This window comes from Lewinella sp. IMCC34191, assembly GCF_003390935.1.
Lineage (GTDB): Bacteria > Bacteroidota > Bacteroidia > Chitinophagales > Saprospiraceae > Neolewinella.
On record NZ_QNQZ01000002.1, the window covers coordinates 1 to 25,581 of the forward strand.

Genomic DNA, 25,581 nt, shown 5'->3' on the forward strand with positions numbered 1-25,581 from the left:
CAGGGTTCAGGCCTGCCCGTGTCCGGGGCAGCAGTCGTGTTTTCGCCGCACACGCGCAGGTCGCCTGCTGCGTACGGCCACAATCCGAGGTGCTACCTTCCCACCAGTAGGAAGTACGAGGACCTCGTAGTGTGCTTGCACCTGCGAGTGTCCGGAATAGCAGGGTTCAGGCCTGCCCGTGTCCGGGGCAGCAGTCGTGTTTTCGCCGCACCCGCGCAGGTAGCCTACTGCGTACGGCCACACTCCGAGGTGCTGCCTTCCCGCCAGTAGGAAGCACGAGGACCTTGGAGTGTGCTTGCACCTGGGAGTGTCCGGAATAGCAGGGTTCAGGCCTGCCCGTGTCCGGGGCACTTCGAACATCTTTTCCCTATACTTGTCACCCTAACAAAAATCATGCAAGCAATGGCAAGAAAACTTAGAATGGGAATGGTCGGCGGAGGCCGGGGAGCTTTCATCGGAGGCGTACACCGCATCGCCGCGGCCATCGATCAGGAGATCGAATTAGTATGCGGGGCGTTCAGCTCCGACCCGGAAAAGTCCCGATTGAGCGGAGAGGATTTTTACCTGCCGCCCAACCGCGTTTACGGGTCCTATGAGGATATGATCTTAAAAGAAAAGGAACTGCCCGAAGGAGAGCGTATGGACTTTATCTCCATCGTCACCCCGAATCACGTCCACTTCGGCCCGGCCAAGCTGGCGCTGCAGCATGGTTTTCACGTGGTCTGTGATAAGCCGCTTGCTTTCAATGTGGACGAAGCCGAGCAACTGGTGCGCCTGGTGGAAGAAACTGGCTTGGTCTTTGCCCTCACGCATAACTATACCGGCTACCCCATGGTCAAGCAGGCCAAAGCCATGGTCCGCGACGGAAAGCTGGGCAAAATCCGCAAGATCGTCGTCGAATACCCCCAGGGCTGGCTCGCCGATAAAAAGGAAGATACCGACAACAAGCAAGCGTCCTGGCGTTCCGACCCGGCGAAATCGGGAATGGGCGGTGCCATGGGCGATATCGGCACCCACGCCGAGAACCTGGCGGAATACGTTACCGGCCTCAAGATCACGGAGGTCTGTGCCGATCTAACCAGCTACGTCGAAGGCCGCCGGCTGGACGACGACGCCAACATCTTACTGCACTTCGAGGAAGGAGCCAAGGGCGTACTGCACTGCTCCCAGATCGCGGTAGGCGAAGAGAACGGCCTAAACATCCGTGTCTGGGGCGAGACCGGCGGACTGGAGTGGCACCAGGAAGAGCCCAATACGCTCATCTACAAACGGCACGAGCAACCGGCCATTATTTACCGCACCGGTGTCGGCGAACTCGATCCCGCCGCCGTAGCCGCCACCCGCATACCGCCCGCCGGCCATCCGGAAGGCTACCTCGAAGCCTTCGCCAACATCTACAAGAACTTCGCCGCCACCGTACGCGCCAAAATGGACGGACGAGAGCCCACCGCGATCGAATCCGACTTCCCGACCGTCCGGGACGGTCTGCGCGGTATGCGTTTCGTCGAAGTGGTCGTGGAGAACTCGCGCCGCTCGGAGAAGTGGAGCCGGGTTTAGTCTGTTAGTCGCTCCCTTCGGTCGCGGTTAGTAGCGCTGCGCGCTGTTAGTGTGGTAGTCGGCTGGCAGTGCCATCCGGAATAGTAGCTCCCTGCGGTCGCTGTTAGTACGATAGTCGGTTGGCTGCGCCATCCGGAAAGTAGCGCTGCGCGCTGTTGTTAGTAAGTATCGGTTTCCCCCGTACTAATCCCAACCGCCGGAAGCGACTAAGCGGCTAACAAACTAACCGCGACCGAAGGGAGCTACTACCCGGATGGGCAAGCCAGCCGACTACCGTACTAAACGACCGAAGGGAGTATCTACCGTACCAACTCCTCCTGCAACTCCTCCAGTTCCACCCCTTTCGTTTCGGGCATCAGGAAGTACACGAAAAGGAGCTGGCCGACCATGCAAACCGCGAAGACGGCGAAGATGGCGGCCTGACCGAAGGTGGCGGCGAGGAAGGGAAAGTTGCCTCCGATCACCGCGGCGAAGATCCAGTGGGTGGTGCTGCCGAGGGAGGCACCCAATCCCCGGACCTCGTTGCCGAAGATTTCGCTGATGAATACCCAGATGACCGCGCCCTGCCCGATGGCGTGACTGGCGATGAAGACGAATAGCCAGATCGGTACGATCAGTCCCTCCAGGTTGTTGGTGTAGAAGGCCCAGGATACCGACGAGAGGGAGATGATGTAGCCAAGGCTGCCGATGTACATGAGTGTTTTTCGCCCGCTGCGGTCGATCAAATACATGCCGATGAAGGTGAAGAGCACGTTGACGACGCCTATGCCTACCGACGACAGGAAGGCACTTTCCGTACCCAGGTTCGCGGCTTCAAAGATGCGTGGCGCATAGTAGATCACCGCATTGATGCCGGATACCTGGTTGAAGAAGGCAAAGAGGAAAGCGTAGAGGATTGGCCGGTTGTATTTACCACTGAAGAATTTGCCGAGCGTGACCTTTTCGCGGGTGGTATTCGACTGCTCGATCTTCCGGAGCTCAGCCTCCGCAGTGGCCGGGTTGACGCGCATCAGCACGCTCAGGGCTTCCTCGCGGTTCCCTCCCTTGGTCAGGAGCCAGCGGGGGCTACGCGGCACGAAGAATAAGAAGAGTAAAAAGAGGACGGCGGGTATGACTTCCACGCCCAGCATGAGGCGCCAGTCTATCGCATCGGCACCGCCGACGATGAGGTAATTGCTGAAATAGGCGAAGAGAATACCGAGGACCAGATTTAATTGGAAAGCCGCTACCAGCTGTCCGCGCTGGGCGGCGGGTGATACCTCCGTGATGTACATCGGAGCGACGACCGAACTGGCCCCTACCCCCAAACCACCGAGAAAACGAAAGATGTTCAGCTGCAAGGCATCGGCGGCTAGCGCGGAACCGGCCGCGGAAACAAGGTACAGTATGGCTATGGCAATCAGCGTTGCCTTTCGCCCGTAGCGGTCGGCCGGCACCCCTCCGAAGATCGCCCCGATGATCGTGCCGTAAAGCGCCATGGCCACGATCTGCCCGATGGCCAGGTCGCTGAGACCGAATTCCGCCTGTATCGCTTTTTCGGCACCGCTAATGACGGCCGTGTCGAAACCAAAGAGAAAGCCGCCCAGGGCGACCGTGATGGCCCACGTCCAGACCTTTGCCGTATTCATGATCGATATTTTAACTCCGCTCACCGTATCGGAGCGGACGGCAATATAAGCCTAGCCTGGATTAGGGTAGACCGCACCAGGGTAAAGACCGACTATTGGCTTGGGCTGAGGGTAAATCGGTAGGGTCGAAGGATGCTACGGCCAATTACCTGCGCTCCGCCGCCCACCTCCGTACTGTCCGTTTTAGCGGTCACGTCGAGTCGGTAGTCCCCTTCCGCGGCTACTTGCCAACCGGCCAGCCGGAAATACGGCAGGGCGGTACTGAGCTCGCTTTCCACCGCCTCATCGGGAAGTTGCAGCGTCGTGGGTTCGATCCCGCTAGCCAGCAGATCCTCCGGCCACGAGCGATCGACCTCCAGGTAGGGATAAACCTGTACCCAGAAGAACATGATGGTGAGCATCCCCGATAGCACCGACCCTCCGATGGCGAAGTCGCGGCGATCGCCAAAAATGCCCAGTACGGCCAGCAGGCTAAAGATCCAGTATGCGGCCGCCATCCCCAGCGCCGCCCGGAAACCTTCGCCGGGGAAGGAGATAGCCCCGCCCGTCAGTAGCAAGAACGCGGCGATGAAGGCGCCCACGAGCTGCACGACCGCCGCGGCCCGGACGTAATCCTTCCAGGGGTAATTCGACTCGCTGAAGTACAATTGCATCTGTTTGCCGGCCAGCAGCGCCACCAGGTACATGAATAGTAAGGACTGCGCAAGCAAGGTCACGACCATGGCCATTCCCACGATCATGCTGAATTGCTCGAATTTCTGCGCCTTGAAAAGCAGGTCACGGAAGCCAGCAACTACCCAACCGGCTAAGGGCAGCATGCCGAGTAGTCCGTAATAGAGCAGGTCGAGCACGCGGCTGTCTTCCTGGCCGTAGTACCAGTAGGTGTTGGCGCCCTGCGGTCCCTGAATCAATAACACCAGGGAACTGATACCAACGGCAATGGCGGCGGGCGTCGTCCAGGAGTAGTCCGTACGCTGAAAAACCGCCAGGACAATGACCATCATGGACAGCAACAGGGTGGAGACCGGAGAGGCGATAGCCCCAAGGAGCACGAAAACCCCGAAGGCATAGATCTTTTTCTGGTCCTTATCCAGGGCGTAAAGCAGCAGCGACCATAGCATGCCGGAGTGTCCGAGCAGCGCCAGGCTGTCAGCGGTGGCTACCTTACCGAAGAAGGGTAAGAACAGCGACGCGCCGGAGCACAGCAGGGCGAGTTGACTGACCTGGGTACCAAAGAGCCGGGCCGTCCACCGGTAGGTGAAGAAAGCGGCGAGGATAAGCCAAAAGGCGGAAAGGAGTCGCGGAAAGAGGAAGCGGGAGTCGGGGTCATCCGTCAGGCTATCCCCGAGGGGCATCAGGGCGTGATTGATGGCGGCGGGAAGGTAATCGCCCCATTCGGAATCCAGCGAGCGGGCCAGGGCAAAGCCTTCCCCACCCGGCCAGGCCGTGATGACATCGAGTTGTACCAGGAGGGCGGCAACGAAAAAGAAGGAGCACATCCACACGAAGAAGCGCCAGCGGCTGGAGGGCTGCGCTGGTGCGGGGGCGGATGGTTGACTAACCTTTGGTTTGCGACGTTTCTTTTTACTCACCGGGTGATGCGTTCACCATTCTTAAGTAAAAACTCCTCGGCTAAGTTGAGGAAATTCTTGGCGCCTCTGCTTCCGGCGTTGATCATTACGACCGGTAGATGCATATTCGGAGCTTCACTGATGCGGGCGTTGCGGTGGATAATGGTCTTGAAGGCTTCGTCACCAAATGACTCCCGAACGGAGTCCACGACCATATTGGCCAGTCGCAGGCGCTGATCGTACATGCTTAGCAGAATACCCTCTACCTGAAGTTTGGGATTCAGCTGCCGTTGGACAAGTTCGATGGTGTTCTGCAGCTTGGTGAGCCCTTCCAGCGCGAAATACTCGCACTGTACCGGTATGAGGACGGAGTCCGCGGCGGTCAGGGCATTAATGGTCAACAATCCCAGGCTTGGCAGGCAATCGATCAGGATGTAATCGTAGTGCTTCCGCAGCGGCTCGATAATGTTGTTGCGCATGACGTCTTCCCGGCGGAAGCGATTGATCAGCTCCACTTCGGCTCCGACCAGGTTGATGCTGGAAGGGACGATGTGCAGGTTAGGCGTCTCGGTTTCGTAGACGACCTCGTTAACGTCCAGATCATTGATCAGTACCTCGTAGATGCTCGCTTCCAGATCTTCGGCCGGAATACCGACACCGCTCGTGGCATTGGCCTGGGGGTCGGCATCAACGATCAGCACCTTACGTTCCAAAATAGCTAGGGAGGCCCCGAGATTGATGGTGGTCGTGGTCTTTCCCACCCCCCCTTTTTGGTTCGCAATTGCAACAACTTTGCCCATGGCCGCGAAGGTAGTGAATTAGGCGCGCTACTTCTTTAAGTGCATGGCGGCGGAGCGCAGGTGAAAGAAAACTCAACTACCTTTGCCGCCTCGTGTTACCTACCACCAAACGCAAGCCCGCAGAACTATGGCAAGGAAAGGCCGCAAAATGATTTATAAGACGCCCGAAGAGATCGAGCGTAGCCGTACGGCCTGCCAGTTGGTATGCGATACCCTGACCGAGGTAGCCAAGATGCTCCGCCCCGGACTCAGTGGCAAGGAGATCGACACCTTTGCGGAAACCTACATTCGCGATAACGGGGCCGTCCCGGGCTTTAAAGGACTATACGGTTGTCCCTCTACTTTGCTGGTATCCCGCAACGAAGAGGTTGTTCACGGCCTGCCCAACGAGAAACAGATCTTCGAAGACGGCGATATTCTGTCTATAGACTGCGGTACCATCGTAGATGAGTTCTACGGGGACGCCGCCTATACCTTCTGCGTCGGCGACGTGGAAGAATCGATCATGGAACTCTGCCGGCGCACCAAGCACAGCCTGTACCTCGGCATTGATGCGGCCAGGCAGGGCAAGCGCATCGGTGATATCAGCCACGCCATCCAGCACTACACCGAACGGGAATCCGGCTACGGCGCCGTAAGGGAACTGGTCGGTCACGGACTGGGACGCAGCCTCCATGAAGCCCCCGATGTCCCCAATTTCGGGAAACGCGGTCGCGGCCCCGTACTGAAGTCCGGTCTCATCATTGCCATCGAGCCCATGATCACCCTGGGTAAGCGCAACGTGGTCAGCCGAGAGGACGGTTGGACGATCATTACCATCGACGGCAGCCCCGCCGCCCACTACGAGCACAGCATCGCCATTCGCCCCGACGGTGAGCCGGCCGACCTCATGAGCGATCACCGCCCCATTGAGGAGGCCATCCGTCAGAACAGCAATCTGAAATACGTCGATAACCTGGACGAGGACCTGGTGGCTGTCTACCAGCCGGTGGGAAAGGGGTCGCTGGTCCGCTAGCCTCGGAAGAGAGAGTATCTGGATCGGGGACAGAGCCTGCCGTCGCTCCGGCAAATTTGAAGGAGCGCGGCTTCGGGAAGGGGATTACGCCGTCGCGCCGGGCATTCCGGACGGTCACCGTCGACCAAGTTGGCAACTATCTCCCTACCATTCAACCGCTTAGGGGGAAAATTCCTTTACTTAAGGAAAATAGCTCCGTAAACCATTTGGGTACGTAAGAAAATAATCTTACCTTTGCCCTCCGAAATTTAAAACATGTCCAAAAAAGACCTGATCAAGCAGGATGGCGTGATTGAAGAGGCCCTCTCGAACGCGATGTTCCGAGTACGGCTGGAAAACGACCACGAAATTAAGGCGACGATCTCCGGCAAGATGCGGATGCACTACATCAAAATTCTTCCCGGTGATAAGGTAGCAGTGGAAATGAGCCCGTACGATCTCAGTCGCGGACGCATCACCTACCGTTACAAATAAGGCGCCGCACTGCCGCTGGTCCTAAAATAAACTTACTATGAAAGTCAGACCCTCCGTCAAGAAGCGCTCGGCCGATTGCAAGATTGTCCGCCGCAAAGGCAAAGTCTACATTATTAATAAGAAGAACCCGAAGTTCAAGCAACGTCAGGGATAAGCTAAGCTAGATTTACTATGGCAAGAATTGCAGGAGTAGACCTGCCGCGGAACAAGCGCGGCATCATTAGTCTGACTTACGTCTTCGGCGTAGGCAGCACCCGCGCCGGAGAAATCCTGGATCGCGCTGGTGTCGAGCACGACACCAAGGTACAGGACTGGACCGACGAGAACATCCGGACCATTTCAAACCTGATCACCAACGAATACAAGGTGGAAGGTGATCTGCGTACCGAAGTACAAACTAACATCAAGCGTCTGATGGATATTGGCTGTTACCGCGGCCTCCGTCACCGTAAGGGTCTTCCCCTGCGTGGACAGCGTACCCAAACCAACGCTCGTACCCGTAAGGGCAAGCGTAAGACCGTAGCGAACAAGAAAAAAGCGACTAAGTAATGGCTAAGAGACAGGCAGGCGGCAGCCGCGTAGCGAAGAAGCGCAAGGTAAAAGTCGACAACGAAGGACTGGCATACATCCAGGCTTCGTTCAACAATATCATCATTTCGATCACCAACAAGCAGGGTGACGTTATCAGCTGGGGCAGTGCCGGTAAGGAGAAATTCCGCGGTAGCAAGAAGAGCACCCCCTACGCCGCTCAGGTGGCTAGTGGTAACGCCGCTCGGGTAGCTTACGAAGCTGGCCTGCGGGTGGTCGAAGTATACGTGAAAGGCCCCGGTAGCGGTCGCGAAGCAGCGATTCGTGCTATCGACGGTGCCGGCATTCGCGTTGCCAAAATTAAGGACGTAACCCCCATGCCCCACAACGGCTGTCGTCCGCCCAAGCGTCGTCGCGTCTAATCCCGCAACCCGCTTTCTCCGGGCTTGGCGCCGGCACATTCCGTGCTTGCCAAGATACTATTATGTCTCTCGCCCCGGAAGAGACTATTCCGTAACCACCAAAGACATCCCGTCACTATGGCTAGATACACTGGCCCCAAGGCTAAAAAAGCCCGCGCACTGGGCGAGCCGATATTCGGCTACAGCCGCGCCTTCGAACGCAAAAAATACAAGCCCGGCCAACACGGCAACAGCCGCGGCCGCCGCCGCCAGCCCTCGGACTATAAGCTCCAGCTGACCGAAAAGCAAAAGGCTAAGTATACCTACGGTGTACTGGAACGGCAGTTCCTCAACCTCTTCAAGAGCGCCGCTGCATCGCGGGGTGTCACCGGTGAATTGTTACTGCAATATCTGGAAGCCCGCCTGGACAACGTCGTTTTCCGTCTCGGCCTGGCGCCTACCCGCCGCGCCGCCCGGCAGCTGGTTTCCCACCGGCACATTATGCTCAACGGCCGCCTCAACAACATTCCCTCCACGCAGATCCGTCCCGGTGACGTCGTATCCGTACGGGGTAAGTCGCAGGGTCTTGAAGTGATCCGCGAAAGCATGGGCAGCCGCAACGATGTCCGCAACTACGGATGGTTGTCGTTCAACCAGGAGAAGATGGAAGGTACCTTCCTCGACTACCCGGAGCGCGAGAATATCCCCGAGAAGATCAACACCCAGTTGATCGTCGAGCTATACTCGAAGTAATATTGATGAGGGGTGGCCGAAAGCCACCGTATAGACCTTCGGTCACCCCTTCTCTTAGCCCTGATTCGGCCCGCCGCCGGTTAGGGCCAACTAATTTTATATCCCAGGTGTTGTTGCCCCGGTCATTCGCGGACATAAAGCACTCTAAGTCAGTAAATAAAGTATGAGCAGTATCCTAAATTTCCAGAAGCCGGATAAGATCACGATGCAGAAGTCGGATGACTTCCACGGCAACTTTGAATTTAAACCCCTGGAACCCGGGTTCGGCCAAACCATCGGTAACTCCCTTCGTCGCGTACTCCTGAGCAGCCTCGAAGGTTTCGCTATCTCCGCCGTACGTATTGCCGGCGTCGATCACGAATTCGGAACCATCCGCGGCGTTGTTGAAGACGTAGTCGAGATCATCCTCAACCTTAAGCAGGTTCGCCTCAAGCAGACCATCGAGAACGATGAGATGGAAGAGGAGAAGATCTATCTGACCATCAGTGGCAAGGAGCAGTTCACCGCCGCCGATATTGACGAGCATACCAATGTATTCAAGGTAATGAACCCCGACCTGGTCCTGTGTACCATGGAGCCGTTCGTGAACCTCGAAGTCGAGCTGACCGTCACCAAAGGCCACGGCTATATCCCGGCCGACGATAACCTGCCCAAGAACGCTCCCATCGGTGTTATTCCCGTAGACGCGATCTATACCCCGATCAAGAACGTAGCCTACCGCGTAGAGTCCACCCGTGTCGGACAGCGTACCGACTACGAGAACCTAATCCTCGAAGTCAAGACCGACGGCACCATCCATCCGGAAGACGCCGTTCGCGAAGCCGCCCGTATCCTGATCCAGCACCTTATGCTGATCACCGACGAGCCCATCGAATTCCAGAGCACCGGTGCCCGCGAAGAGACCATCGTCGACGAGCACATCCTGCACATGCGCAAGCTGCTCAAGACCAGCCTCGAAGACCTCGATCTCTCGGTACGTGCCTATAACTGCCTCAAGGCCGCCAAGATCAACAGCCTCGGCGAACTCGTCCGCTACGACACCCACGAACTCCTCAAGTTCCGCAACTTCGGTAAGAAGTCGCTCGTAGAGATCGAAGAACTGCTGGTCGAAAAAGGCCTGACTTTCGGCATGGACCTGAGCAAGTATAAGCTTGACGAAGAGTAAGCACTAGTGGGTAGCGGATAGCTTAAAGGCCTACCCGCTATATGCTAACCCGCGGCTCCGCCGCTCCCGGGTCATCCGTAAGGATGTAGTTTTTTCCACAAAACAACCTCGGTAATAACCCCTCCCCCTCGCGGTTGCCCGATCCGCATATGAGCGCGAGGTGTGTGTTACCGGCAAATTTTCCTGACATGCGTCACGGTAAGAAATTCAACCACTTAGGTCGCAAGACCGCCCACCGGAAGGCTCTGCTCCGCAACCTGACGATCGCCCTGATCACGCACAAGCGGATCAATACGACCCTGGCTAAGGCTAAGGCGCTCCGTTCCTACGCCGAGCCTATCATCACCCGCGCCAAGACCAACGATACCCACAACCGGCGTACCGTATTCAGCTACCTGCAGAACAAGGAAGCCGTTACGGAACTCTTTTCCACGGTTGCCGACAAGATTGCCGACCGCCCGGGTGGTTACCTGCGCGTGATCAAGACGGGCTCCCGCCTGGGTGACGGTGCTGAAACCGCGATGATCGAATTCGTCGACTTCAACGAAGTCTACAACAAAGACGAAGCGAAGAGCAAAGGACGTACCCGCCGTAGCCGTCGCCGCCGCAGTGGTGGAGACAGCAGCAACGCACCCGCCGCCAACCAGGAGAAGAACACCGAAGCCGCCGCAGCAACCGCTGCTGCCGCCACGGCCGCTACCAGCGAAACGAAAGAAGGAAGCGAGGAAGAATAGCCCTCCCTTCCTGAGAACCAAGCCCGGATTGCCCCCTGCAGTCCGGGCTTTTTTGTTGCCGGGAAACTCTGTGAAGTTTTCATTGTTGGTACACGAAATTCTAAAATCATGGAAGTAGGATTTGACAGCTTCGGCTCGGCGGTGATCGACGAAAGCACCGGCGACGTCCTCCACGCGGAAAAATCAATGACTGATCTCTTAGACCGGATCGTTCATGCGGATAAAATGGGTATCGATGTATTTGGGATGGGTGAGCACCACCGTCCGGATTATTTCGACTCTTCGCCCGTCACCATTCTGGCAGCCGCTGCGGCCCGTACGGAAAATATCAAGCTGACCAGCGCGGTGACGGTACTGAGCGCCGCGGACCCCGTGCGAGTATTCCAAAGCTTCGCGACGCTCGACCTGATCTCGAAGGGACGGACGGAGATGGTCGTCGGGCGAGGATCCTTCATCGATGCCTTCCCCCTGTTCGGCTACGACCTTTCGCATTACGACGAGCTGTTCACCGAGAAATTGGGACTCCTTCTACAGATCCGTGACAACAAACGCGTTACCTGGTCGGGGAAATTTCGGCCGACGTTAAAGGATCAACCCGTTTACCCACGACCCGCGCAGGAAAATATTCCGATTTGGCTGGGGGTTGGCGGTACGCCTGCTTCCTTCGCGCGGGCCGGCACGCTCGGTATGCCGCTTATGGTGGCCGTCATCGGGGGAGAAACGCACCGCTTCCGGCCGCTCATCGATATCTACCGCAATGCCTGGCGGGAAGCCGGCCACGATCCGGCGGGCATGCGGGTAGGACTGCATTCCCTCGGTTACGTGGGGGAAACCACCGAAGCGGCCGTAGAAGAATTTTATCCCGGGCACACCCGCACCATGAACAAGATTGGTAAGGAGCGGGGTTGGCGTCCACAGAGCCGCGCCCATTTCGACGCACAACGTGGGCCCACCGGTGCTCTGCTCGTCGGCGGTCCGGAGGAAGTCGCGGAAAAAATTCTGCGCCATTCCCAAGCCTTGGGCGGGATTGATCGTATTACCTTTCAGATGGATAGCGCCGAGCTGACCCACGAGCAGCGGTTACGGGCCATTGAGATTATCGGGCAGCGCGTATCCCCCATTCTTAAGGAGGCCTGACCGGCCCCACCCAACGTATTGTTTTATGCCAGACCCCAAAGAAAACCGGTTCTTACTCATTCTGGTCCTCGGATCCCTTACTACGATCGGTCCCCTCTCGATTGACATGTACCTGCCGGCCTTTGGTGGGATAGCTGAGAACCTGGGCACCGATATCAGCCGGGTATCCCTGTCGCTGTCGAGTTTCTTCGTGGGTCTGGCGATCGGCCAACTGATCTACGGTCCGCTGCTGGAACGCTTCGGCCGGAAGCGCCCCATGTACATCGGGCTTACCATTTACGCGCTGAGCTCCGTAGCCTGTGCATTTGCTACATCGGTGGAGATGCTCATCCTGTTCCGCTTCTTTCAGGCATTGGGCGCTTGTGGTGGATTGGTGGCTTCGCGGGCGATTGTCCGCGACCTCTTCGAGACCAAGGAAATGGCCAAGGTGTTCTCCCTTCTGATGATGGTCATTGCCGTGTCGCCGATCATCGCGCCTACCCTTGGCGGATTCATCACCACGGCCTTTGGCTGGCGCTACGTTTTCGGAATACTGGCGGGCCTGTCGTTGCTTATCCTGACGGGCGGATTTCTGCTGTTACGCAGTTACGACCGGATCAACCCCTACTACTCCCTGCGGCCGAAGGCGATCGCCGCTAACTACTGGTCGATTCTGACCGACCGCCATTTCATTGTGTATGCGCTAACGGGTGCCTTCTCATCGGCCGGCTTATACGCCTACCTGAGTGGCTCACCGCACCTCTATCTGGAACTATTCGGTCTGGACGAACAGCAGTACGGCATTGTCTTCGCCATCATCGCGGCGGGCCTCGTGACGGCTACCCAGTTGAATAACCGTAGCCTCCGTAATCGGTCCAGCGAACGCATCGTACAGTTGGCCGTCATAGGTCAATGCGTGACCGCGGCCCTTCTGGTCGGGGACGTCTATTTCGGATATGCAGGCTTAATCCCGACGACCGCCTTGATCTTCTGCTACCTGTTTTGCCTTGGCTTTATCTTCCCAAATAGCAGCGCGCTGTCACTGGATACGATACAGCATACGGCCGGCAGTGCTTCGGCCCTGATGGGCTCCTTGCAAATGGCTATAGGTGCGTTGGCCTCCGCACTCGTCGGCGTGCTGCAAAATGAGACCGCCCTACCCATGGTCGCCGTGATGGCCCTGTGTGGAGCCGTGGCCCTTACGTTGCTGAGCGTGGGTACGCGTCGCATGGCGCCGGCTACTTCGGCATAGGGAGGACTGTTGACCAAAGTCCTTTGTGCTTACGAAGGCCACCCACCGGTGAATTTTGCCTGTCCCCCACCCTATCTTCGCTCCATGTCCGTAAGATTTTCCCGGGTGGGTCACGTGCTCGCCTCCGCCGGTGCCGCCATCGGAGTGGCCAACCTGGTCATCTTCCCCTATCGCGTACACTACTTTGGCGGGAGTGCCTACATTTTGGCCTTCGTGATCTTCACCTTACTCATGGGTATACCCCTCATGGTGCTGGAAAACGCGATGGGCAAGCGCAGGGGAACGGACGCCACCGAAGCCTTTCAGTGGCCGGGTGCGAGCCGTAACTGGCAGCTGGTGGCCTGGCTGGGAATTTTGACCTCGATCATGGTCGCTTCCTTCTACCTGGTACTGGCCGGTTGGACGCTGGAGTACGTATGGAATTACCTTACGGATTACGCCACCGTGGCGGCTACCCCCGCGGGTCCGGCCTTCGGGGAGGCGATCGGTCGTATTCCGCGTGCACTGTTCTTTACGGGCATCTTTACCGCATTGGTGGCCTTCGTTTGTTCGCGGCAGTTGTATTCCGGCATCGAACGGCTCGGCAAAGTGGCCATGCCGATGCTTGGGGTGTTGCTGATCTTTCTTATCGTATCGCTTCCTATCCTGCGCCCCGCCGCAATGGATTACGGCAACCTGCTCAAGTTCGATTGGCGAAGCCTCGTAATTCCGACGGACAATCGGGAGCTCGGACTGTTGCACGCGCTCGGACAGGCTTTTTTCAGCCTCGGCCTGGGGGCGGTGTCCATGCTGACCTTCGCGGCCCACGCCGACCGGGAAACGAACGTCCTGCGGGCCGCCCCGCAGATCGTGCACCTCGACACCGCGGTCGCCATCCTCGGAGCGGTGTTGGTCCTCCCGCTGATCGGGGGAACGGAAGGGGACATCTACAGCGGACCGCCACTCGTTTTTATCAACCTCGTCGAGATCTTCAAGACCTACGGAGCGGCCGCGCAGTGGGTCGGGCTGCTGTTCTTTTTCCTGCTGGCGGTGGCTATCCTGACCTCGGCCGTATCCTTATTCGAGCCCGCCCTGCGTACGATGACCGAACGCTACGGTTGGGAGCGCAGCTGGGGCGGACCTGTAGTTGGACTGATCGTTTTTGCCCTGGCGGTGCCGGTAGTGATTTCCTGCTCGGGCGACGGTCCGGCCTGGCTAACCAACTTCGCCGGAATGGGCGACCCCGGCTTAGGTTACTTCAATTTCCTGCTAGAGTGGTTCGGGAGTATTTCGCTGCTGGTCGGGGAATTACTGCTGTGTTGGTTCCTGCTGCAAGTGTGGGGGCTACCGGCCTTCTTCGAGGAATTGTCCATCGGGGGGCACCGCGTGACGAATAGCGACCGCAGGCGGCTGACCTGGCAGTTACGTTACGTAATTCCCATCGGGATTGGGCTGTTGATCCTCGCTAAAATCTGGACGTTGCTATAGGCAATCGCTCATGACCCGGCCATTCCCGCGATGAGAAAGCCCAGGTAGGTACCCAGACCATTGCCCAATGCCCCCACCAGGATACCTGGCAGGTAAAGATCCATCCGATCCAGGCTCTTAGCCAGGGCAAGGGCGGAAGAGGAACCGCCAATATTGGCCTGGGAGGCTACGGCCGCCACGTCGACGTCCAGTTTGAGGAGGCGGGCCGCGCCGAATACGATGGCCCCGTGCACCACTACGATCACGACCACCAGGATCAGCAGTCTCCACGCCAAATCACCAATCTGCCCCAGAGCGGCCAACTCGCAGAAGGCCCCGATAACTGCCAGAAAGAGGTACACGAAGAAAAGGCCCAGTACCTGACCGCCGGCCAGTCGGTGTAAAGCGGGTAACTGCGCCAGGAGAAGGGCAATAGTGGTGAGTACCAGGTTCGACGGGACATTCAATCCCCTCTCCGCCAGGAACACCGTCAGGGCATCGGAGGCCGCTAGGCTGAGGAAGCCGATACCCAGCAGGATGCCGAGCGACAGGACACTGATCGATTCCGTTTCGCGCTCGACATCATGCGTGGCCTCGACCGGAACGTGGTCGAGTTTTCCCCGCCGCCGTAGCAGCATGGGGACGGCCAGCGTCACGACCATCCAAACGGCGGTGATGATGTTATCCACGGCCGTCATGCCCGCGTAGAGGACGCCCTCCCGCATCATATCGTAGTGGATGGCGATGGCATTGTAGTTCACGCTGCCACCGGTGTACGTCCCCGTGAACATGCCGCTGATGGCCGGGTAAAATTCGCCGAAGTGCGTAGGTCCGTCAATGACGTACATGCCCGCCAGCACCCCAACCGCCGTGGCCGCGCTGCCGAGCAGAAAAAGCCCGAGCATCGGCGCGCCCGCCCGGCGGATGCTGGCCAGGTTCACGTCCAGCAACAGGTAAAAGATGGACAGCGGTGCCAGGTAGCGAAAGATGCCATCGTACACGTCCGATCCCTGGCTGGCGGAGGGGATCAACCCGAGATTTGCCCATACCGCCACCACGATAATCACCACCAGGGCCGTACCGAGGTGACGCAAAATAGTCCTCCGCACCAACCACTCCGACAGGACCACGCTTCCGCAGAGGATGGCCAGGAGCAGGAGGGGGGATGATAGCATGGGAATCGATTAATCGACAAGACGTCGGCGGACGAACTTCGCTATGCTGCGTTCGGCAGACGACGTTTTGTACTACGAGCGCAACAACTTCTGCTTTTCCCGCTGGAAGGCGGCTTCGGACAGGATACCGTCTTCCTTCAGTTTAGCCAGCCGCTCGATCTGGGTAATCAGGTCGTCGGATAGCTCCAGGGTATCCGGTGGGGCGCCAGGACCTGCCTCCTCCGCTGAGTCCGGGCTCTTGGCCGGGCGGGCCGCGGGTATCCGGTAGCCATTGGACTTAAAGGCCGCGTATTCGGAAGTGGATCGGAGGAAGGCCAGGTGATCGTGCTTCTCGATCTCGTCGAAGTCGTAGTAGCCGTGCTCGAGCGCCTGACTGAGGTGGTACAGGGCCGTATCCGTGTCTTCGTGGATGGAATAGAGGCAGGCCAGCTTGAAGTGGACTTCCGGCTGCCTGGGATCAACGTTCAGCGAGCGCCGGTAATCCCGGATGGCCGCATCGAAATCGTAGTTCGCGTAGTGCTGATCGGCGGTGAGCTGGAAGGGGTCCTTGCGGGGACCGGCCGGTGCGGGTTCGGCGTACTCCTGCCGTGGCGGTTGCGGTGGCGGGGGGCCGGCATAGTTGTACTGGCCCTGGTATTGTTGATTCTGGTACTGTTGATTTTGCTGGGCGGCCCAGAATTCGGGATTGTACTTTCGGTTAAACTTATCCTCGTCCTGGGTCAGCAACACGATACCATCGATCATGGCGATGATGGTGGGAATGAAGGTCCACACGAACAGCAGGTACACAATACCCAGCCCCTTTTGCCCCAGGTAGAAGCGGTGTACGCCCAATCCGCCAAAGACCAGGGCGAAAATGCCGGCGGTCGTTTTATTTTTCATAGATGGCAAAGGTCGGGAATGAAGGAAGATACACCAAAGGATGGAAAGTACTATTCGACCCGTGGCGGACGGAAACGCTCGGAACACCCGAACCGATCTACGAACCGTTACCTTGCACCCGCCCGGATCGACCTGATTTCTTTCCGGGAACGATAAACCCGAAACAACCTATGCTGACCGCCCAGACCACCCACCGCGTCCGATACGGAGAAACCGACCAGATGGGCTACCTCTACCACGGCCACTATGCCCTGCTCTACGAGGTGGGCCGCGCCGAGATGCTGCGCGACCTGGGTCTTAGCTACGCGGAGATGGAGGAGAAGGTCGGGGTGATGATGCCGGTGATGAGCCTCAACCAGCGCTTCGTCCGGCCGGCGCACTACGACGAGGTGCTCACCATCACCACCCAGCTGCGCCACGTGCCGGACCGCACGATCACCTTCCATATCGAGATCCACAACGAAAAGGGTAAATTGGTCAACGGCGGCTCGGTCAAGCTTTGTTTTGTCGACGTCAAAACGGAGCGGACGGTATCCGTACCCGAGTACCTGTTGCAGGTCATACGTCCGAACTTCTAAATGCCATGAAATTCAGCATGACGGCCTTCAAGCGGTACTTCACCGAGCACCCCGTGGTGATCGGGCTACTGAAGTACAGCAAGGAGAACAGCCTCATCGGATTTCACGGCGTCCCCATCTACGACGTGGTCGTCTTCGTCATCAACGAGGCCACCCGTGACGATCTTTTCACCCGGGCCAACAGCGTTGCCTTCAGCTTCTTTCTGTCGCTATTTCCGTCCATCCTGACCATTTTCACCCTGGTTCCCTTCGTACTGGAATTCATGAGCATCTGGTTTCCGGCGCTGGACAGCTTCAATATGACGCTCTACGAGGAGATCAAGCGGGTCATGCCCGGCCAGGCGGGGGACATCGTCTTCGGCTTCGTGCAGGAAATCACTAACTCCCCTAAAATCGGTCTGCTCAGTTTCGGTTTCCTGCTGGCGGTTTTCTTCTCCAGCAACGGCATGATGTCGCTGATGCAGGCCTTCGAGAAGAGCTACGTCAAGGTATTTCGTCAGCGGGGCTTCCTGCGCAAGCGCATGGTCGCGGTGGGACTCACCTTCCTCATCGGCCTGTTCATCATCGCCAGTGTCGTACTCGTTATCATGGGCGACAGCATCATCGGCTGGATCAACTACTGGCTCGGCCTGGGCGGCTTTGCCAGCTTCCTGGTCAACAGCGTCCGGTGGATCACCATGCTCGCGCTGTACTACATCATCATCGGGTCGCTCTATCGCTACGGGGCGGCCACCATCAAGCGCTTCAGCTACTTCAGCCCCGGCGTGACCCTCGCCACCATCCTGAGTCTGCTGACCTCGGTGGCCTTCAGTTTTTACATCGACGGCTTCAACCGCTACGATACCTACACCAAGTTTTACGGCTCCATCGCCACCATCATTATCGTCATGCTGTGGTTGCAGCTCAATGCGCTCATCCTGATCATCGGCTTCGAGATGAACGCGGCCATCGCCGTCCACCGCGATCTGACGGAGCCGGAGACCCGGGATACGCTGGAGGAGGAATAAATAGCGGGTAGCGTCGTAGGCGGTGCGGCAATGGCCAGACAACCTGCCCGCTACCCGCTATCTCCTATCTCCTATACGCTATCTCCTTTCTACTAGACACTAATCATCGCGGCGGAGCGCAGGTAAAATCCTTATTACAAACCTTCGGCATCGTAACATACCGACTCCCTTTACCCCACTATCCGCAACCAATCCGGCTGCTGGGGTGTGTATCTTTACCCCTTCGGTTCTTCTAGATTTGCCGAAGCGTTTTTGATAGTAACCATTGCCCATGCAACGACCGCCGCTTTCCGAAATTTTCGCGCAACGCATCCTAGTCCTGGATGGCGCCATGGGCAGCCTGATCCAGGGCTACGGACTCACGGAAGCCGACTACCGGCACGGCCACCTGGAGGATCACCCCAGCGACCTAAAGGGCAACCACGACCTGCTGGTGCTTACCCGGCCGGACGTGATCGAGGAGATCCATAAGCATTACCTCGAGGCCGGGGCCGACCTTATCGAGACGAATACCTTCAGCGGCACGACCATTGCCCAGGAGGATTACGGTACCCAGCACATCGTCTACGAGCTGAATAAGGCGGCAGCGGAGGTAGCCCGCCGGGCGGCCGATGCTTACTCCACCCCTGAGAAACCGCGCTACGTCGCCGGAGCGGTTGGCCCTACGAACCGGACCCTGAGCATCAGCCCGGACGTGAACGACCCCGGCTACCGGGCCATTACTTTCGAGCAGCTGGCGAAGGCCTACAAGCAGCAGATCGAAGGACTCGCCGACGGGGGCGTCGACTGTATCCTGATCGAAACCATCTTCGACACGCTCAATGCGAAGGCTGCCCTCTTCGCCCTGCAGGAAGTTCGCGATGAGCGCGGGATCGAGCTGCCGGTCATCATTTCCGGTACCATCACCGACGCCAGCGGACGGACGCTCTCCGGTCAAACCACGGAAGCCTTCTACATATCCGTGGCCCACGCCAAGCCGCTCTGTATCGGCCTGAACTGCGCCCTGGGCGCCAAGGAGATGCGCACGCACCTGGCTTCCCTCGCCAAGATTGCCGAATGCTACGTACACGCTTACCCCAACGCCGGCCTGCCCAACGAGATGGGCGAGTACGACCAGGACGCGGAGGAGATGCAGGAGTACATCCGCGACTTCGCCGCCAGCGGTCTGGTCAACATGATCGGGGGCTGCTGCGGCACGACCCCTAATCACATCGCCGCTATGGCCAAAGCGGTGGAAGGCGTCGCACCTCGTCCGGTACCTGAACCCGCCTCCCAGACCCGCCTGAGCGGATTGGAGCCCCTGATCATTCGCGAGGAAACCAACTTCGTCAACGTGGGTGAACGCACGAACGTCACCGGCTCGAAAAAATTCGCCCGCCTGATCAAGGACGGGGACTACCCCACCGCTCTAGATGTCGCCCGCGACCAGGTTGAAGGCGGCGCCCAGGTCATCGACGTGAATATGGACGAAGGACTCCTAGACAGTGAGGAAGCCATGAAGACCTTCCTGAACCTGGTCATGGCGGAACCCGACATCGCCAAGCTGCCCGTTATGATCGACTCCTCTAAATGGGACGTGATCGAGGCCGGCCTACGCTGCGTACAGGGGAAGTGCGTCGTCAACTCCATCAGCATGAAGGAGGGGGAAGACGAATTCCTGCGGCAGGCCCGCCTGGTGAAGCGCTACGGTGCCGCGGCGGTAGTCATGGCCTTCGACGAGAAAGGACAGGCCGACAGCATCGATCGGAAAGTGGATATCTGCGTCCGGGCTTATAAGCTACTCACCGGGCAAGCCGGCTTCGCGCCGCAGGACATCATTTTCGATCCCAACATTTTCGCGGTAGCCACGGGCATTGAAGAGCACAACAATTACGGGGTTGACTTCATCGAAGCCACCCGACGGATAAAGGCGCTTTGTCCCGGTGTGAAGATCAGCGGAGGTGTCTCGAACGTCAGTTTCTCCTTCCGCGGCAACAACCTGGTGCGGGAAGCCATGCACTCGGCCTTCCTTTACCACGCCATTCGTGCCGGGATGGACATGGGCATCGTCAACGCCGGCCTCATCGAGGTATACGAAGACATCCCGAAGGATCTGCTCGAGCGGGTCGAGGACGTAATCCTCAACCGGCGGGACGACGCTACCGATCGACTGATGGAGTTCGCGGAAGGCCTGAAGAACGTCGGCGGCCGAACGGTACAGCGCGATCTCGGCTGGCGGGAAAGTACCGTCGAGGAACGCCTGCGCCACAGTCTGGTGAAGGGCATCACGGAGTACATCATCCCCGATACCGAGGAAGCCCGGGAAAAGTACCCCCGCCCCCTCCACGTCATCGAGGGCCCGCTGATGGACGGCATGAACGTAGTCGGCGACCTCTTCGGATCGGGTAAGATGTTTCTCCCGCAGGTGGTCAAGAGCGCGCGCGTGATGAAGCAGGCGGTGGCTTATTTGCAGCCCTATATTGAAGAGGAGCGATTAGCCCTCTCCCCCGACCCCTCTCCCGAGGAGAGGGGAGAAACCCGGGGTGATCACCAAATAGCTGAGGACTACTGGGCTATCGAACCCAAGCACGCCGCAACCATTTTGGCCTACGCCAAAAGAATGCGATCGAATGCCACGCCCGCGGAAGATCGTCTGTGGCAGCGTCTCCGCAAGAAGCAGGTTGGTGGAGCAAAATTCTACCGACAAAAACCTATGGGCTATAGCATACCGGATTTTGTATGCATTGAAAAACGCATTGTCATTGAGGTAGATGGAAAATACCACGAAGCTCCGGAGATCATTACAGCGGATAAACGACGCGAGGAAATTTTCACCAATGTTGGCTATCAAATTTTGCGATTCAACAACGAAGCCGTTCTTGATGATATAGAGGCCGTAATGGCGGAAATCTCTACTGCCATAGGTGAGGCAACAATACGACCAGTTAAATATCCGACGGAAGTTTTCGTGGGCCCGGAAAGTAAAGAGGACCTGTCATCCATCTCCGATGGAGAGGGGCCGGGGGAGAGGGACCACCACAAAGGCTCCATCCTGCTGGCCACGGTAAAGGGCGACGTCCACGACATCGGCAAGAATATCGTCGGGGTCGTACTGGCCTGCAACAACTACGCTATCCACGATCTGGGCGTCATGGTGCCGGCTAACAAAATCCTGGACGAAGCGGAACGCCTCAAAGTGGATGTTATCGGCTTGTCCGGGCTGATCACCCCTTCGTTGGATGAGATGGTCAACGTGGCAGCCGAAATGGAGCGGCGCGGTATTAAAACACCCCTGTTGATCGGTGGCGCCACTACAAGTAAGACCCACACCGCCCTGAAGGTCGCACCGGCCTACAGCGGACCGACCGTCCACGTACTCGACGCCAGCCGGGCGGTAACCGTGGTCAGCGAGTTGCTGAACTCCGAAGAAGCGGAACGCGAACGCTACCGAAACAGCATCACGGAGGAATACGAACGGGTACGCGTGCAGCGGGCAAACAAGCAGTCCAACAAAAAAACGCTGTCGATCGTGGAGGCGCGTAAAAATCACCTGCAGCTGGACTGGGACAACTATACTCCCCCGGAACCTACGTTCACCGGCACGAAGGAACTGAATGATTATCCGCTTGCTGAGTTGGTGGACTTCATCGACTGGACGCCCTTCTTCACCAGCTGGGGATTGGCCGGTAAGTTCCCGGACATTTTGGATGACGAGGTAGTCGGAGAACAGGCTTCCCAGCTATACGAGGAAGCCCGCGCAATGCTGACCAAGATCGTTGACGAAAAGTGGCTCACGGCAAATGGGGTAATCGGCTTCTGGCCGGCCGTCGGGGACGTTTCCACCGACACGATCAAGGTTAGTACCGAAGCTAAAACCTACGAACTGTACCAGCTCCGCCAGCAGAGTAAGAAGTCGGCCCGCCTGTCCAATCAGGCACTGACGGACTACATCGCCCCCGCCGACAGTGGCAAACAGGATTACATCGGTGGTTTCGCCGTTACTACGGGGATCGGTATCGAGGAGCATGTCAAGCGATTCGAAGACGCACACGACGACTACAGCGCAATCATGTTGAAAGCACTGGCCGATCGCCTGGCGGAAGCCTTCGCCGAAGCCCTGCACCGGCGCGTCCGGCGCGAGTACTGGGGGTATGCTGCGGATGAGGGGCTGGACAACGACGCACTGATTGCCGAACAGTATCGGGGGATCCGTCCGGCTCCGGGTTATCCGGCCTGCCCCGAACACACGGAGAAAGAGAAGCTCTGGGAGCTACTGGATGTTGAGAAAGTAAGCGGTATCCGGCTTACCGAGAGCTTTGCCATGTACCCCACGTCCAGCGTAAGCGGTTGGTATTATAGCCATCCCGAGGCCAAGTACTTTACCGTTAGGGGCATACAGCCGGATCAGGAAGCGGATTACGCCCGACGTAAGGGATGGGATCCCATCACCGCTGAAAAGTGGCTTAGCCCCATTCGGGGTTAACTCACCGTTAAACCTTGAAGCCTCGCACAATAAGCGCGAAAAAGGTTTTACCTTAGGGAGGCTCTGAAGATCGACCTAATGTCAAAATACTTCGCTTTTACACTGCTTTTGCTGCTGGGCTCCGTGCTCCCCGCACAGCAGCTTATTCTAAACAACGAATACTTCCCCGAAGCCGGAGACACACTGAAATACAACCTGGCCGCCGATGGCTTCGTCATCGATCTGCTCGGGCCAGGAGAAAATCTTACCTGGAACTTTGGCGAACTGACGGCGGAACGAGAAATTGACCGTCCCGTCACTTCCGCGGTGGACGATGATTTATTTTCCGATGCCCAGATCGCGATGGACATCGACGACAACACCGTCGGCTACTACCGGGTGGATGCCAACGCGGTGGAGCTCGTCGGTCTGCGTGGCAAGACGCCCCTGCTCGATGAGTATACCCTGGAAGCCAGTCTGAATCCAGCGCGGCCGGACCGGCGGGCCCCACTCACCTACGGCGACGCATTCGAAATCACCACATCCAATAGCATTGCGGTTTCTCCGGATAGCCTGCCGGACGAAGCCATCGCCGAACTCGGCCCCCTAATTGCCGGGGTTGACAGTATCCGGCTGACTACAACCAGCGTACGGCAAGATGTTATTGATGCCTCCGGTACACTGACGATCAACAATCAGACTTACGATGTCATCCGCGAAAAGCGGACGGAGGTCCTGTCCACTTCCGTCGAAATAAGGTCAGGCATTATTGGCTATGTAGATATCACATCAAACCTCCGGACCTTGTTGCCGGAATATGAAGACTTCCTCGGTCAGCAGCCACCCGTGATCACCTATTACTTCTGGTCGCCAGGTGAGAAAGAAGCTATCGCCACGATCACCGAAGAGAATGACGGAAATTATTCGCGCCTTACGTACAAGCGCAGCGATGCCGTTAACTCGGTCGGGGGGCCCTACTCGCGACAGGCCGATATCACCGTATACCCAAACCCCACCCGGGGAGAAACCTTCTTCCAGGCCTCCGGGTTGGACGCGGGGGATTACACCATCAGTGTTCTCAACGTTCTCGGCCGCAAAGTAGCGGATACCCGCTTCTCGCCCACCGCCGGTGAGGCCAAGGTACCTCTCGATCTGAGCCGGCTGCCCCGGGGAACTTATCTCTATAGCCTGACCAATGAGCGGGGCCGCATTCTCACTACACGGCGATTAATGGTCGGCGGTTAGGTCACGCCGCAATTCGCGGATTTCGTGCGTCAGGGCATCCACTTTTCTTTCCAGCTCCCGGTTATTATCCATGGTCATTTCGTCGACGAATATGGCGTTAGCCAAGCCGATTCCAAAGATGCCGCCCAGGAGTACGACCGTACCGAAGTACAGGCGCGTCATCCCCACCCGTAATGGACTGGCGCTGTTTAGCGTGATGGCGTTCGGAATATCGTTCCAGCCCTCCAGGGTGAACATTTGAAAGATGCTGTAGAAACTCACCAGTGGATCGCCGAAGTACTGCGGGGCAGTCTCCGCATAGAAGTGGCAAGTGACCATGGCAAACAGCAGGTTCAGAAAGAAAAGGGCTCCCAGTACCAACACCGATGACTTCAGCGCTCGCCCGAGGCCCTGCATCACCTGCTCCACGTTAGGAATGAAACGCAAGAAGCGAACCAGGCGAACCAGGCGGAAGAGTCGCAACAAGATAAGAATCGTCGTATCCGGGATATCGAAGAAGGCGGTAAACAAAACGGGCAAAGAGCCCATAATGACGAAGAAATCGAACTGGTTCCAGGGATTGGCGAAGTAAGCCTTAGGCTTGAGCACCGAGATTTTGACGATAACCTCGAGCAAAAAGAACAGGATGAAAAAGTAGTCCAGCCCCAACAGCCAGGGGTTGTCGTGCTGGCTGGGGAAGTACAGCGCGAAAATCACGATAGCGTTGAGCAGAACGGCGAACAGGATAAGCCGTTCGTTGAAGAATAGTCGTTTCACGGGGAGGGTTCTTGTCCGCTAAATTACCCTCTTCCACCCGTTGCCCGCCGTATCTTGGATGGATGGAGTCGATCACGCAATACTTTGAAACGATACCCAGCAGCCATCGAACGCTGATACTCGTGGGCGGCCTGACGCTGTTCTGGTTGCTGGAGACCGCCGTCCCGCTTTTCACGGCCGAATACAAAAAGTGGCGCCACGCCGGTATCAATTTCTTCTTTACGCTGACGACCATCGTGGTAAATTTCGTCCTGGCGTTCATCCTAGTCAAGGGAAGCCAGTGGGCGGTGGATGCCCAATTCGGACTGCTCCAGTGGATTGACATGCCCGTATGGGCGATGGCCATAGCCGGACTGCTACTACTTGATCTGCTGGGCGCCTATCTGGCCCACTGGACAGAACATAGGGTTCCCCTCTTCTGGCGCTTCCACCTCATTCACCACACCGATCAAAACGTGGATACCACCACCGCCAACCGCCACCACCCGGGTGAAAGCGTTATTCGATTCGCCTTCACCACGGCGGCGGTCGTCGTACTGGGTGCACCCATCTGGCTGGTTTTCCTGTATCAAAGTATGAGCGTTGTCCTCAGCCAATTTAACCATGCCAACATTACCGTTCCGGAGTGGCTGGACAAAGCGCTACGGACCGTATTCGTCACGCCCGATATGCACCGGGTCCACCACCACTACGTTCTCCCTTACACCGACAGCAACTACGGAAACATCTTCAGCGTATGGGATCGCCTATTCGGCACCTACATGGTCATGGATAACCGCGAGCTCCGCTATGGCGTCGACACGCATATGGAGGAACCCCATCACCAGGATATTACGAGCATGCTGGGTTTACCTTTTCGTCGGACGGGCACTTCCTGAACCTTCCGGTCTCTGATTCAGGATTGTGGCCCCAGCGCCATGATCGGGCTGCTACGATTTACCGGTTTTTAGCGAATTATCGCATCTGCTTTCTTTCATCGCTTCGTTACGTTTCCGGCATCGGGTGACTGCGTGCGCTGTGCATCAAACCTCATTCCGGCACCCGGAAGTCGTAACAT

At 57.7% G+C, this 25,581-nt stretch carries 23 protein-coding genes; 17 read left to right on the plus strand and 6 right to left on the minus strand.

The window, feature by feature from the left end:
• Nucleotides 1-402 precede the first annotated feature (402 nt).
• Nucleotides 403-1,557, plus strand: coding sequence for a Gfo/Idh/MocA family protein (locus DRW39_RS04600; RefSeq protein ID WP_232830064.1), 1,155 nt, complete (start codon nucleotides 403-405; stop codon nucleotides 1,555-1,557).
• 299 nt (nucleotides 1,558-1,856) lie between these two features.
• Here DRW39_RS04600 and DRW39_RS04605 read toward each other — a convergent pair whose 3' ends face one another.
• Genes DRW39_RS04605 through DRW39_RS04615 form a run of 3 tightly spaced genes read right to left on the minus strand, consistent with a single transcriptional unit; the run spans nucleotide 1,857 to nucleotide 5,556 of the window.
• Nucleotides 1,857-3,230: a sugar porter family MFS transporter gene (locus DRW39_RS04605; RefSeq protein WP_317124953.1), complete on the minus strand. Its 1,374-nt coding sequence runs from the start codon at nucleotides 3,228-3,230 to the stop codon at nucleotides 1,857-1,859.
• 47 nt (nucleotides 3,231-3,277) lie between these two features.
• On the minus strand, nucleotides 3,278-4,777 hold the full coding sequence (locus DRW39_RS04610) for an ArnT family glycosyltransferase (RefSeq protein ID WP_157975929.1): 1,500 nt from the start codon (nucleotides 4,775-4,777) through the stop codon (nucleotides 3,278-3,280).
• Nucleotides 4,774-5,556, minus strand: a complete 783-nt coding sequence (locus DRW39_RS04615; protein ID WP_116105845.1) for a ParA family protein — start codon at nucleotides 5,554-5,556, stop codon at nucleotides 4,774-4,776. The genes DRW39_RS04610 and DRW39_RS04615 overlap by 4 nt, the downstream gene beginning before the upstream one ends.
• 148 nt (nucleotides 5,557-5,704) lie before the next feature.
• Between DRW39_RS04615 and map the strand changes: the two genes are divergently transcribed.
• The 11 genes from map (at nucleotide 5,705) to DRW39_RS04670 (ending at nucleotide 14,461) form a co-directional block, all read left to right on the plus strand.
• The gene (gene map / locus DRW39_RS04620) at nucleotides 5,705-6,571 is read left to right on the plus strand and encodes a type I methionyl aminopeptidase (RefSeq protein ID WP_116105846.1); all 867 of its coding nucleotides are present in this window, start codon (nucleotides 5,705-5,707) and stop codon (nucleotides 6,569-6,571) included.
• Between the two features lie 255 nt (nucleotides 6,572-6,826).
• Nucleotides 6,827-7,045: a translation initiation factor IF-1 gene (infA, locus tag DRW39_RS04625; protein WP_099105792.1), complete on the plus strand. Its 219-nt coding sequence runs from the start codon at nucleotides 6,827-6,829 to the stop codon at nucleotides 7,043-7,045.
• A 37-nt stretch (nucleotides 7,046-7,082) separates the two neighbouring features.
• Nucleotides 7,083-7,199 carry a type B 50S ribosomal protein L36 gene (gene ykgO, locus DRW39_RS04630; RefSeq protein ID WP_072010990.1) on the plus strand — a complete coding sequence of 39 codons (117 nt, stop codon included), beginning with the start codon at nucleotides 7,083-7,085 and terminating at the stop codon, nucleotides 7,197-7,199.
• 17 nt (nucleotides 7,200-7,216) lie between these two features.
• Complete coding sequence (gene rpsM, locus DRW39_RS04635; protein ID WP_116105847.1) at nucleotides 7,217-7,594, plus strand: 30S ribosomal protein S13; 378 nt, start codon at nucleotides 7,217-7,219, stop codon at nucleotides 7,592-7,594.
• Nucleotides 7,594-7,995 (plus strand): 30S ribosomal protein S11, encoded by a 402-nt coding sequence (rpsK, locus tag DRW39_RS04640; RefSeq protein WP_116105848.1) that lies wholly within the window; start codon nucleotides 7,594-7,596, stop codon nucleotides 7,993-7,995. Before rpsM ends, rpsK begins: the two co-directional genes overlap by 1 nt.
• A gap of 117 nt (nucleotides 7,996-8,112) precedes the next feature.
• The gene (gene rpsD / locus DRW39_RS04645; RefSeq protein WP_116105849.1) at nucleotides 8,113-8,727 is read left to right on the plus strand and encodes a 30S ribosomal protein S4; all 615 of its coding nucleotides are present in this window, start codon (nucleotides 8,113-8,115) and stop codon (nucleotides 8,725-8,727) included.
• Between the two features lie 163 nt (nucleotides 8,728-8,890).
• Complete coding sequence (locus tag DRW39_RS04650; protein ID WP_116105850.1) at nucleotides 8,891-9,892, plus strand: DNA-directed RNA polymerase subunit alpha; 1,002 nt, start codon at nucleotides 8,891-8,893, stop codon at nucleotides 9,890-9,892.
• A gap of 188 nt (nucleotides 9,893-10,080) precedes the next feature.
• Nucleotides 10,081-10,626 carry a 50S ribosomal protein L17 gene (gene rplQ, locus DRW39_RS22865; protein ID WP_116105851.1) on the plus strand — a complete coding sequence of 182 codons (546 nt, stop codon included), beginning with the start codon at nucleotides 10,081-10,083 and terminating at the stop codon, nucleotides 10,624-10,626.
• Between the two features lie 108 nt (nucleotides 10,627-10,734).
• Nucleotides 10,735-11,763 (plus strand): LLM class flavin-dependent oxidoreductase, encoded by a 1,029-nt coding sequence (locus DRW39_RS04660; RefSeq protein WP_116105852.1) that lies wholly within the window; start codon nucleotides 10,735-10,737, stop codon nucleotides 11,761-11,763.
• Nucleotides 11,764-11,788: 25 nt separating this feature from the next.
• Entirely contained in the window at nucleotides 11,789-12,994 is a 1,206-nt protein-coding gene (locus tag DRW39_RS04665; RefSeq protein ID WP_116105853.1) for a multidrug effflux MFS transporter, read from the plus strand.
• An 84-nt stretch (nucleotides 12,995-13,078) separates the two neighbouring features.
• Nucleotides 13,079-14,461, plus strand: coding sequence for a sodium-dependent transporter (locus tag DRW39_RS04670; RefSeq protein ID WP_116105854.1), 1,383 nt, complete (start codon nucleotides 13,079-13,081; stop codon nucleotides 14,459-14,461).
• An 8-nt stretch (nucleotides 14,462-14,469) separates the two neighbouring features.
• On the opposite strand, the gene DRW39_RS04675 is transcribed toward DRW39_RS04670, so the two are convergent.
• Both DRW39_RS04675 and DRW39_RS04680 read right to left on the minus strand, forming a co-directional pair.
• Nucleotides 14,470-15,615, minus strand: coding sequence for a DUF819 domain-containing protein (locus DRW39_RS04675; RefSeq protein WP_116105855.1), 1,146 nt, complete (start codon nucleotides 15,613-15,615; stop codon nucleotides 14,470-14,472).
• 72 nt (nucleotides 15,616-15,687) lie between these two features.
• The gene (locus tag DRW39_RS04680) at nucleotides 15,688-16,497 is read right to left on the minus strand and encodes an NINE protein (protein WP_116105856.1); all 810 of its coding nucleotides are present in this window, start codon (nucleotides 16,495-16,497) and stop codon (nucleotides 15,688-15,690) included.
• 170 nt (nucleotides 16,498-16,667) lie between these two features.
• On the opposite strand from DRW39_RS04680, the gene DRW39_RS04685 reads away from it, so the two are divergent.
• The 4 genes from DRW39_RS04685 to DRW39_RS04700 all read left to right on the plus strand — a co-directional run bounded on the left by DRW39_RS04685 (nucleotide 16,668) and on the right by DRW39_RS04700 (nucleotide 23,768).
• Entirely contained in the window at nucleotides 16,668-17,075 is a 408-nt protein-coding gene (locus tag DRW39_RS04685) for an acyl-CoA thioesterase (RefSeq protein ID WP_116105857.1), read from the plus strand.
• A 5-nt stretch (nucleotides 17,076-17,080) separates the two neighbouring features.
• Nucleotides 17,081-18,082, plus strand: a complete 1,002-nt coding sequence (locus DRW39_RS04690; RefSeq protein ID WP_116105858.1) for a YihY/virulence factor BrkB family protein — start codon at nucleotides 17,081-17,083, stop codon at nucleotides 18,080-18,082.
• Between the two features lie 271 nt (nucleotides 18,083-18,353).
• On the plus strand, nucleotides 18,354-22,544 hold the full coding sequence (metH, locus tag DRW39_RS04695; RefSeq protein ID WP_116105859.1) for a methionine synthase: 4,191 nt from the start codon (nucleotides 18,354-18,356) through the stop codon (nucleotides 22,542-22,544).
• 78 nt (nucleotides 22,545-22,622) lie between these two features.
• The gene (locus DRW39_RS04700) at nucleotides 22,623-23,768 is read left to right on the plus strand and encodes a T9SS type A sorting domain-containing protein (protein ID WP_116105860.1); all 1,146 of its coding nucleotides are present in this window, start codon (nucleotides 22,623-22,625) and stop codon (nucleotides 23,766-23,768) included.
• Here the strand turns inward: DRW39_RS04700 and DRW39_RS04705 are convergent.
• Entirely contained in the window at nucleotides 23,751-24,524 is a 774-nt protein-coding gene (locus tag DRW39_RS04705) for an ion transporter (protein WP_232830065.1), read from the minus strand. The genes DRW39_RS04700 and DRW39_RS04705 overlap by 18 nt on opposite strands.
• A gap of 62 nt (nucleotides 24,525-24,586) precedes the next feature.
• Between DRW39_RS04705 and DRW39_RS04710 the strand changes: the two genes are divergently transcribed.
• On the plus strand, nucleotides 24,587-25,402 hold the full coding sequence (locus DRW39_RS04710; protein ID WP_116105861.1) for a sterol desaturase family protein: 816 nt from the start codon (nucleotides 24,587-24,589) through the stop codon (nucleotides 25,400-25,402).
• Nucleotides 25,403-25,581: the final 179 nt, after the last annotated feature.

What these genes read in the sequence shown, in the direction of transcription:
- DRW39_RS04600 (WP_232830064.1), top strand. Translation starts at nt 403, where the DNA reads ATGGCAAGAAAACTTAGAATGGGAATGGTCGGCGGAGGCCGGGGAGCT.
- DRW39_RS04615 (WP_116105845.1), bottom strand. Translation starts at nt 5,556, where the DNA reads ATGGGCAAAGTTGTTGCAATTGCGAACCAAAAAGGGGGGGTGGGAAAG.
- map (WP_116105846.1), top strand. Translation starts at nt 5,705, where the DNA reads ATGATTTATAAGACGCCCGAAGAGATCGAGCGTAGCCGTACGGCCTGC.
- infA (WP_099105792.1), top strand. Translation starts at nt 6,827, where the DNA reads ATGTCCAAAAAAGACCTGATCAAGCAGGATGGCGTGATTGAAGAGGCC.
- ykgO (WP_072010990.1), top strand. Translation starts at nt 7,083, where the DNA reads ATGAAAGTCAGACCCTCCGTCAAGAAGCGCTCGGCCGATTGCAAGATT.
- rpsM (WP_116105847.1), top strand. Translation starts at nt 7,217, where the DNA reads ATGGCAAGAATTGCAGGAGTAGACCTGCCGCGGAACAAGCGCGGCATC.
- rpsK (WP_116105848.1), top strand. Translation starts at nt 7,594, where the DNA reads ATGGCTAAGAGACAGGCAGGCGGCAGCCGCGTAGCGAAGAAGCGCAAG.
- rpsD (WP_116105849.1), top strand. Translation starts at nt 8,113, where the DNA reads ATGGCTAGATACACTGGCCCCAAGGCTAAAAAAGCCCGCGCACTGGGC.
- DRW39_RS04650 (WP_116105850.1), top strand. Translation starts at nt 8,891, where the DNA reads ATGAGCAGTATCCTAAATTTCCAGAAGCCGGATAAGATCACGATGCAG.
- rplQ (WP_116105851.1), top strand. Translation starts at nt 10,081, where the DNA reads ATGCGTCACGGTAAGAAATTCAACCACTTAGGTCGCAAGACCGCCCAC.
- DRW39_RS04660 (WP_116105852.1), top strand. Translation starts at nt 10,735, where the DNA reads ATGGAAGTAGGATTTGACAGCTTCGGCTCGGCGGTGATCGACGAAAGC.
- DRW39_RS04665 (WP_116105853.1), top strand. Translation starts at nt 11,789, where the DNA reads ATGCCAGACCCCAAAGAAAACCGGTTCTTACTCATTCTGGTCCTCGGA.
- DRW39_RS04670 (WP_116105854.1), top strand. Translation starts at nt 13,079, where the DNA reads ATGTCCGTAAGATTTTCCCGGGTGGGTCACGTGCTCGCCTCCGCCGGT.
- DRW39_RS04675 (WP_116105855.1), bottom strand. Translation starts at nt 15,615, where the DNA reads ATGCTATCATCCCCCCTCCTGCTCCTGGCCATCCTCTGCGGAAGCGTG.
- DRW39_RS04680 (WP_116105856.1), bottom strand. Translation starts at nt 16,497, where the DNA reads ATGAAAAATAAAACGACCGCCGGCATTTTCGCCCTGGTCTTTGGCGGA.
- DRW39_RS04685 (WP_116105857.1), top strand. Translation starts at nt 16,668, where the DNA reads ATGCTGACCGCCCAGACCACCCACCGCGTCCGATACGGAGAAACCGAC.
- DRW39_RS04690 (WP_116105858.1), top strand. Translation starts at nt 17,081, where the DNA reads ATGAAATTCAGCATGACGGCCTTCAAGCGGTACTTCACCGAGCACCCC.
- metH (WP_116105859.1), top strand. Translation starts at nt 18,354, where the DNA reads ATGCAACGACCGCCGCTTTCCGAAATTTTCGCGCAACGCATCCTAGTC.
- DRW39_RS04700 (WP_116105860.1), top strand. Translation starts at nt 22,623, where the DNA reads ATGTCAAAATACTTCGCTTTTACACTGCTTTTGCTGCTGGGCTCCGTG.
- DRW39_RS04710 (WP_116105861.1), top strand. Translation starts at nt 24,587, where the DNA reads ATGGAGTCGATCACGCAATACTTTGAAACGATACCCAGCAGCCATCGA.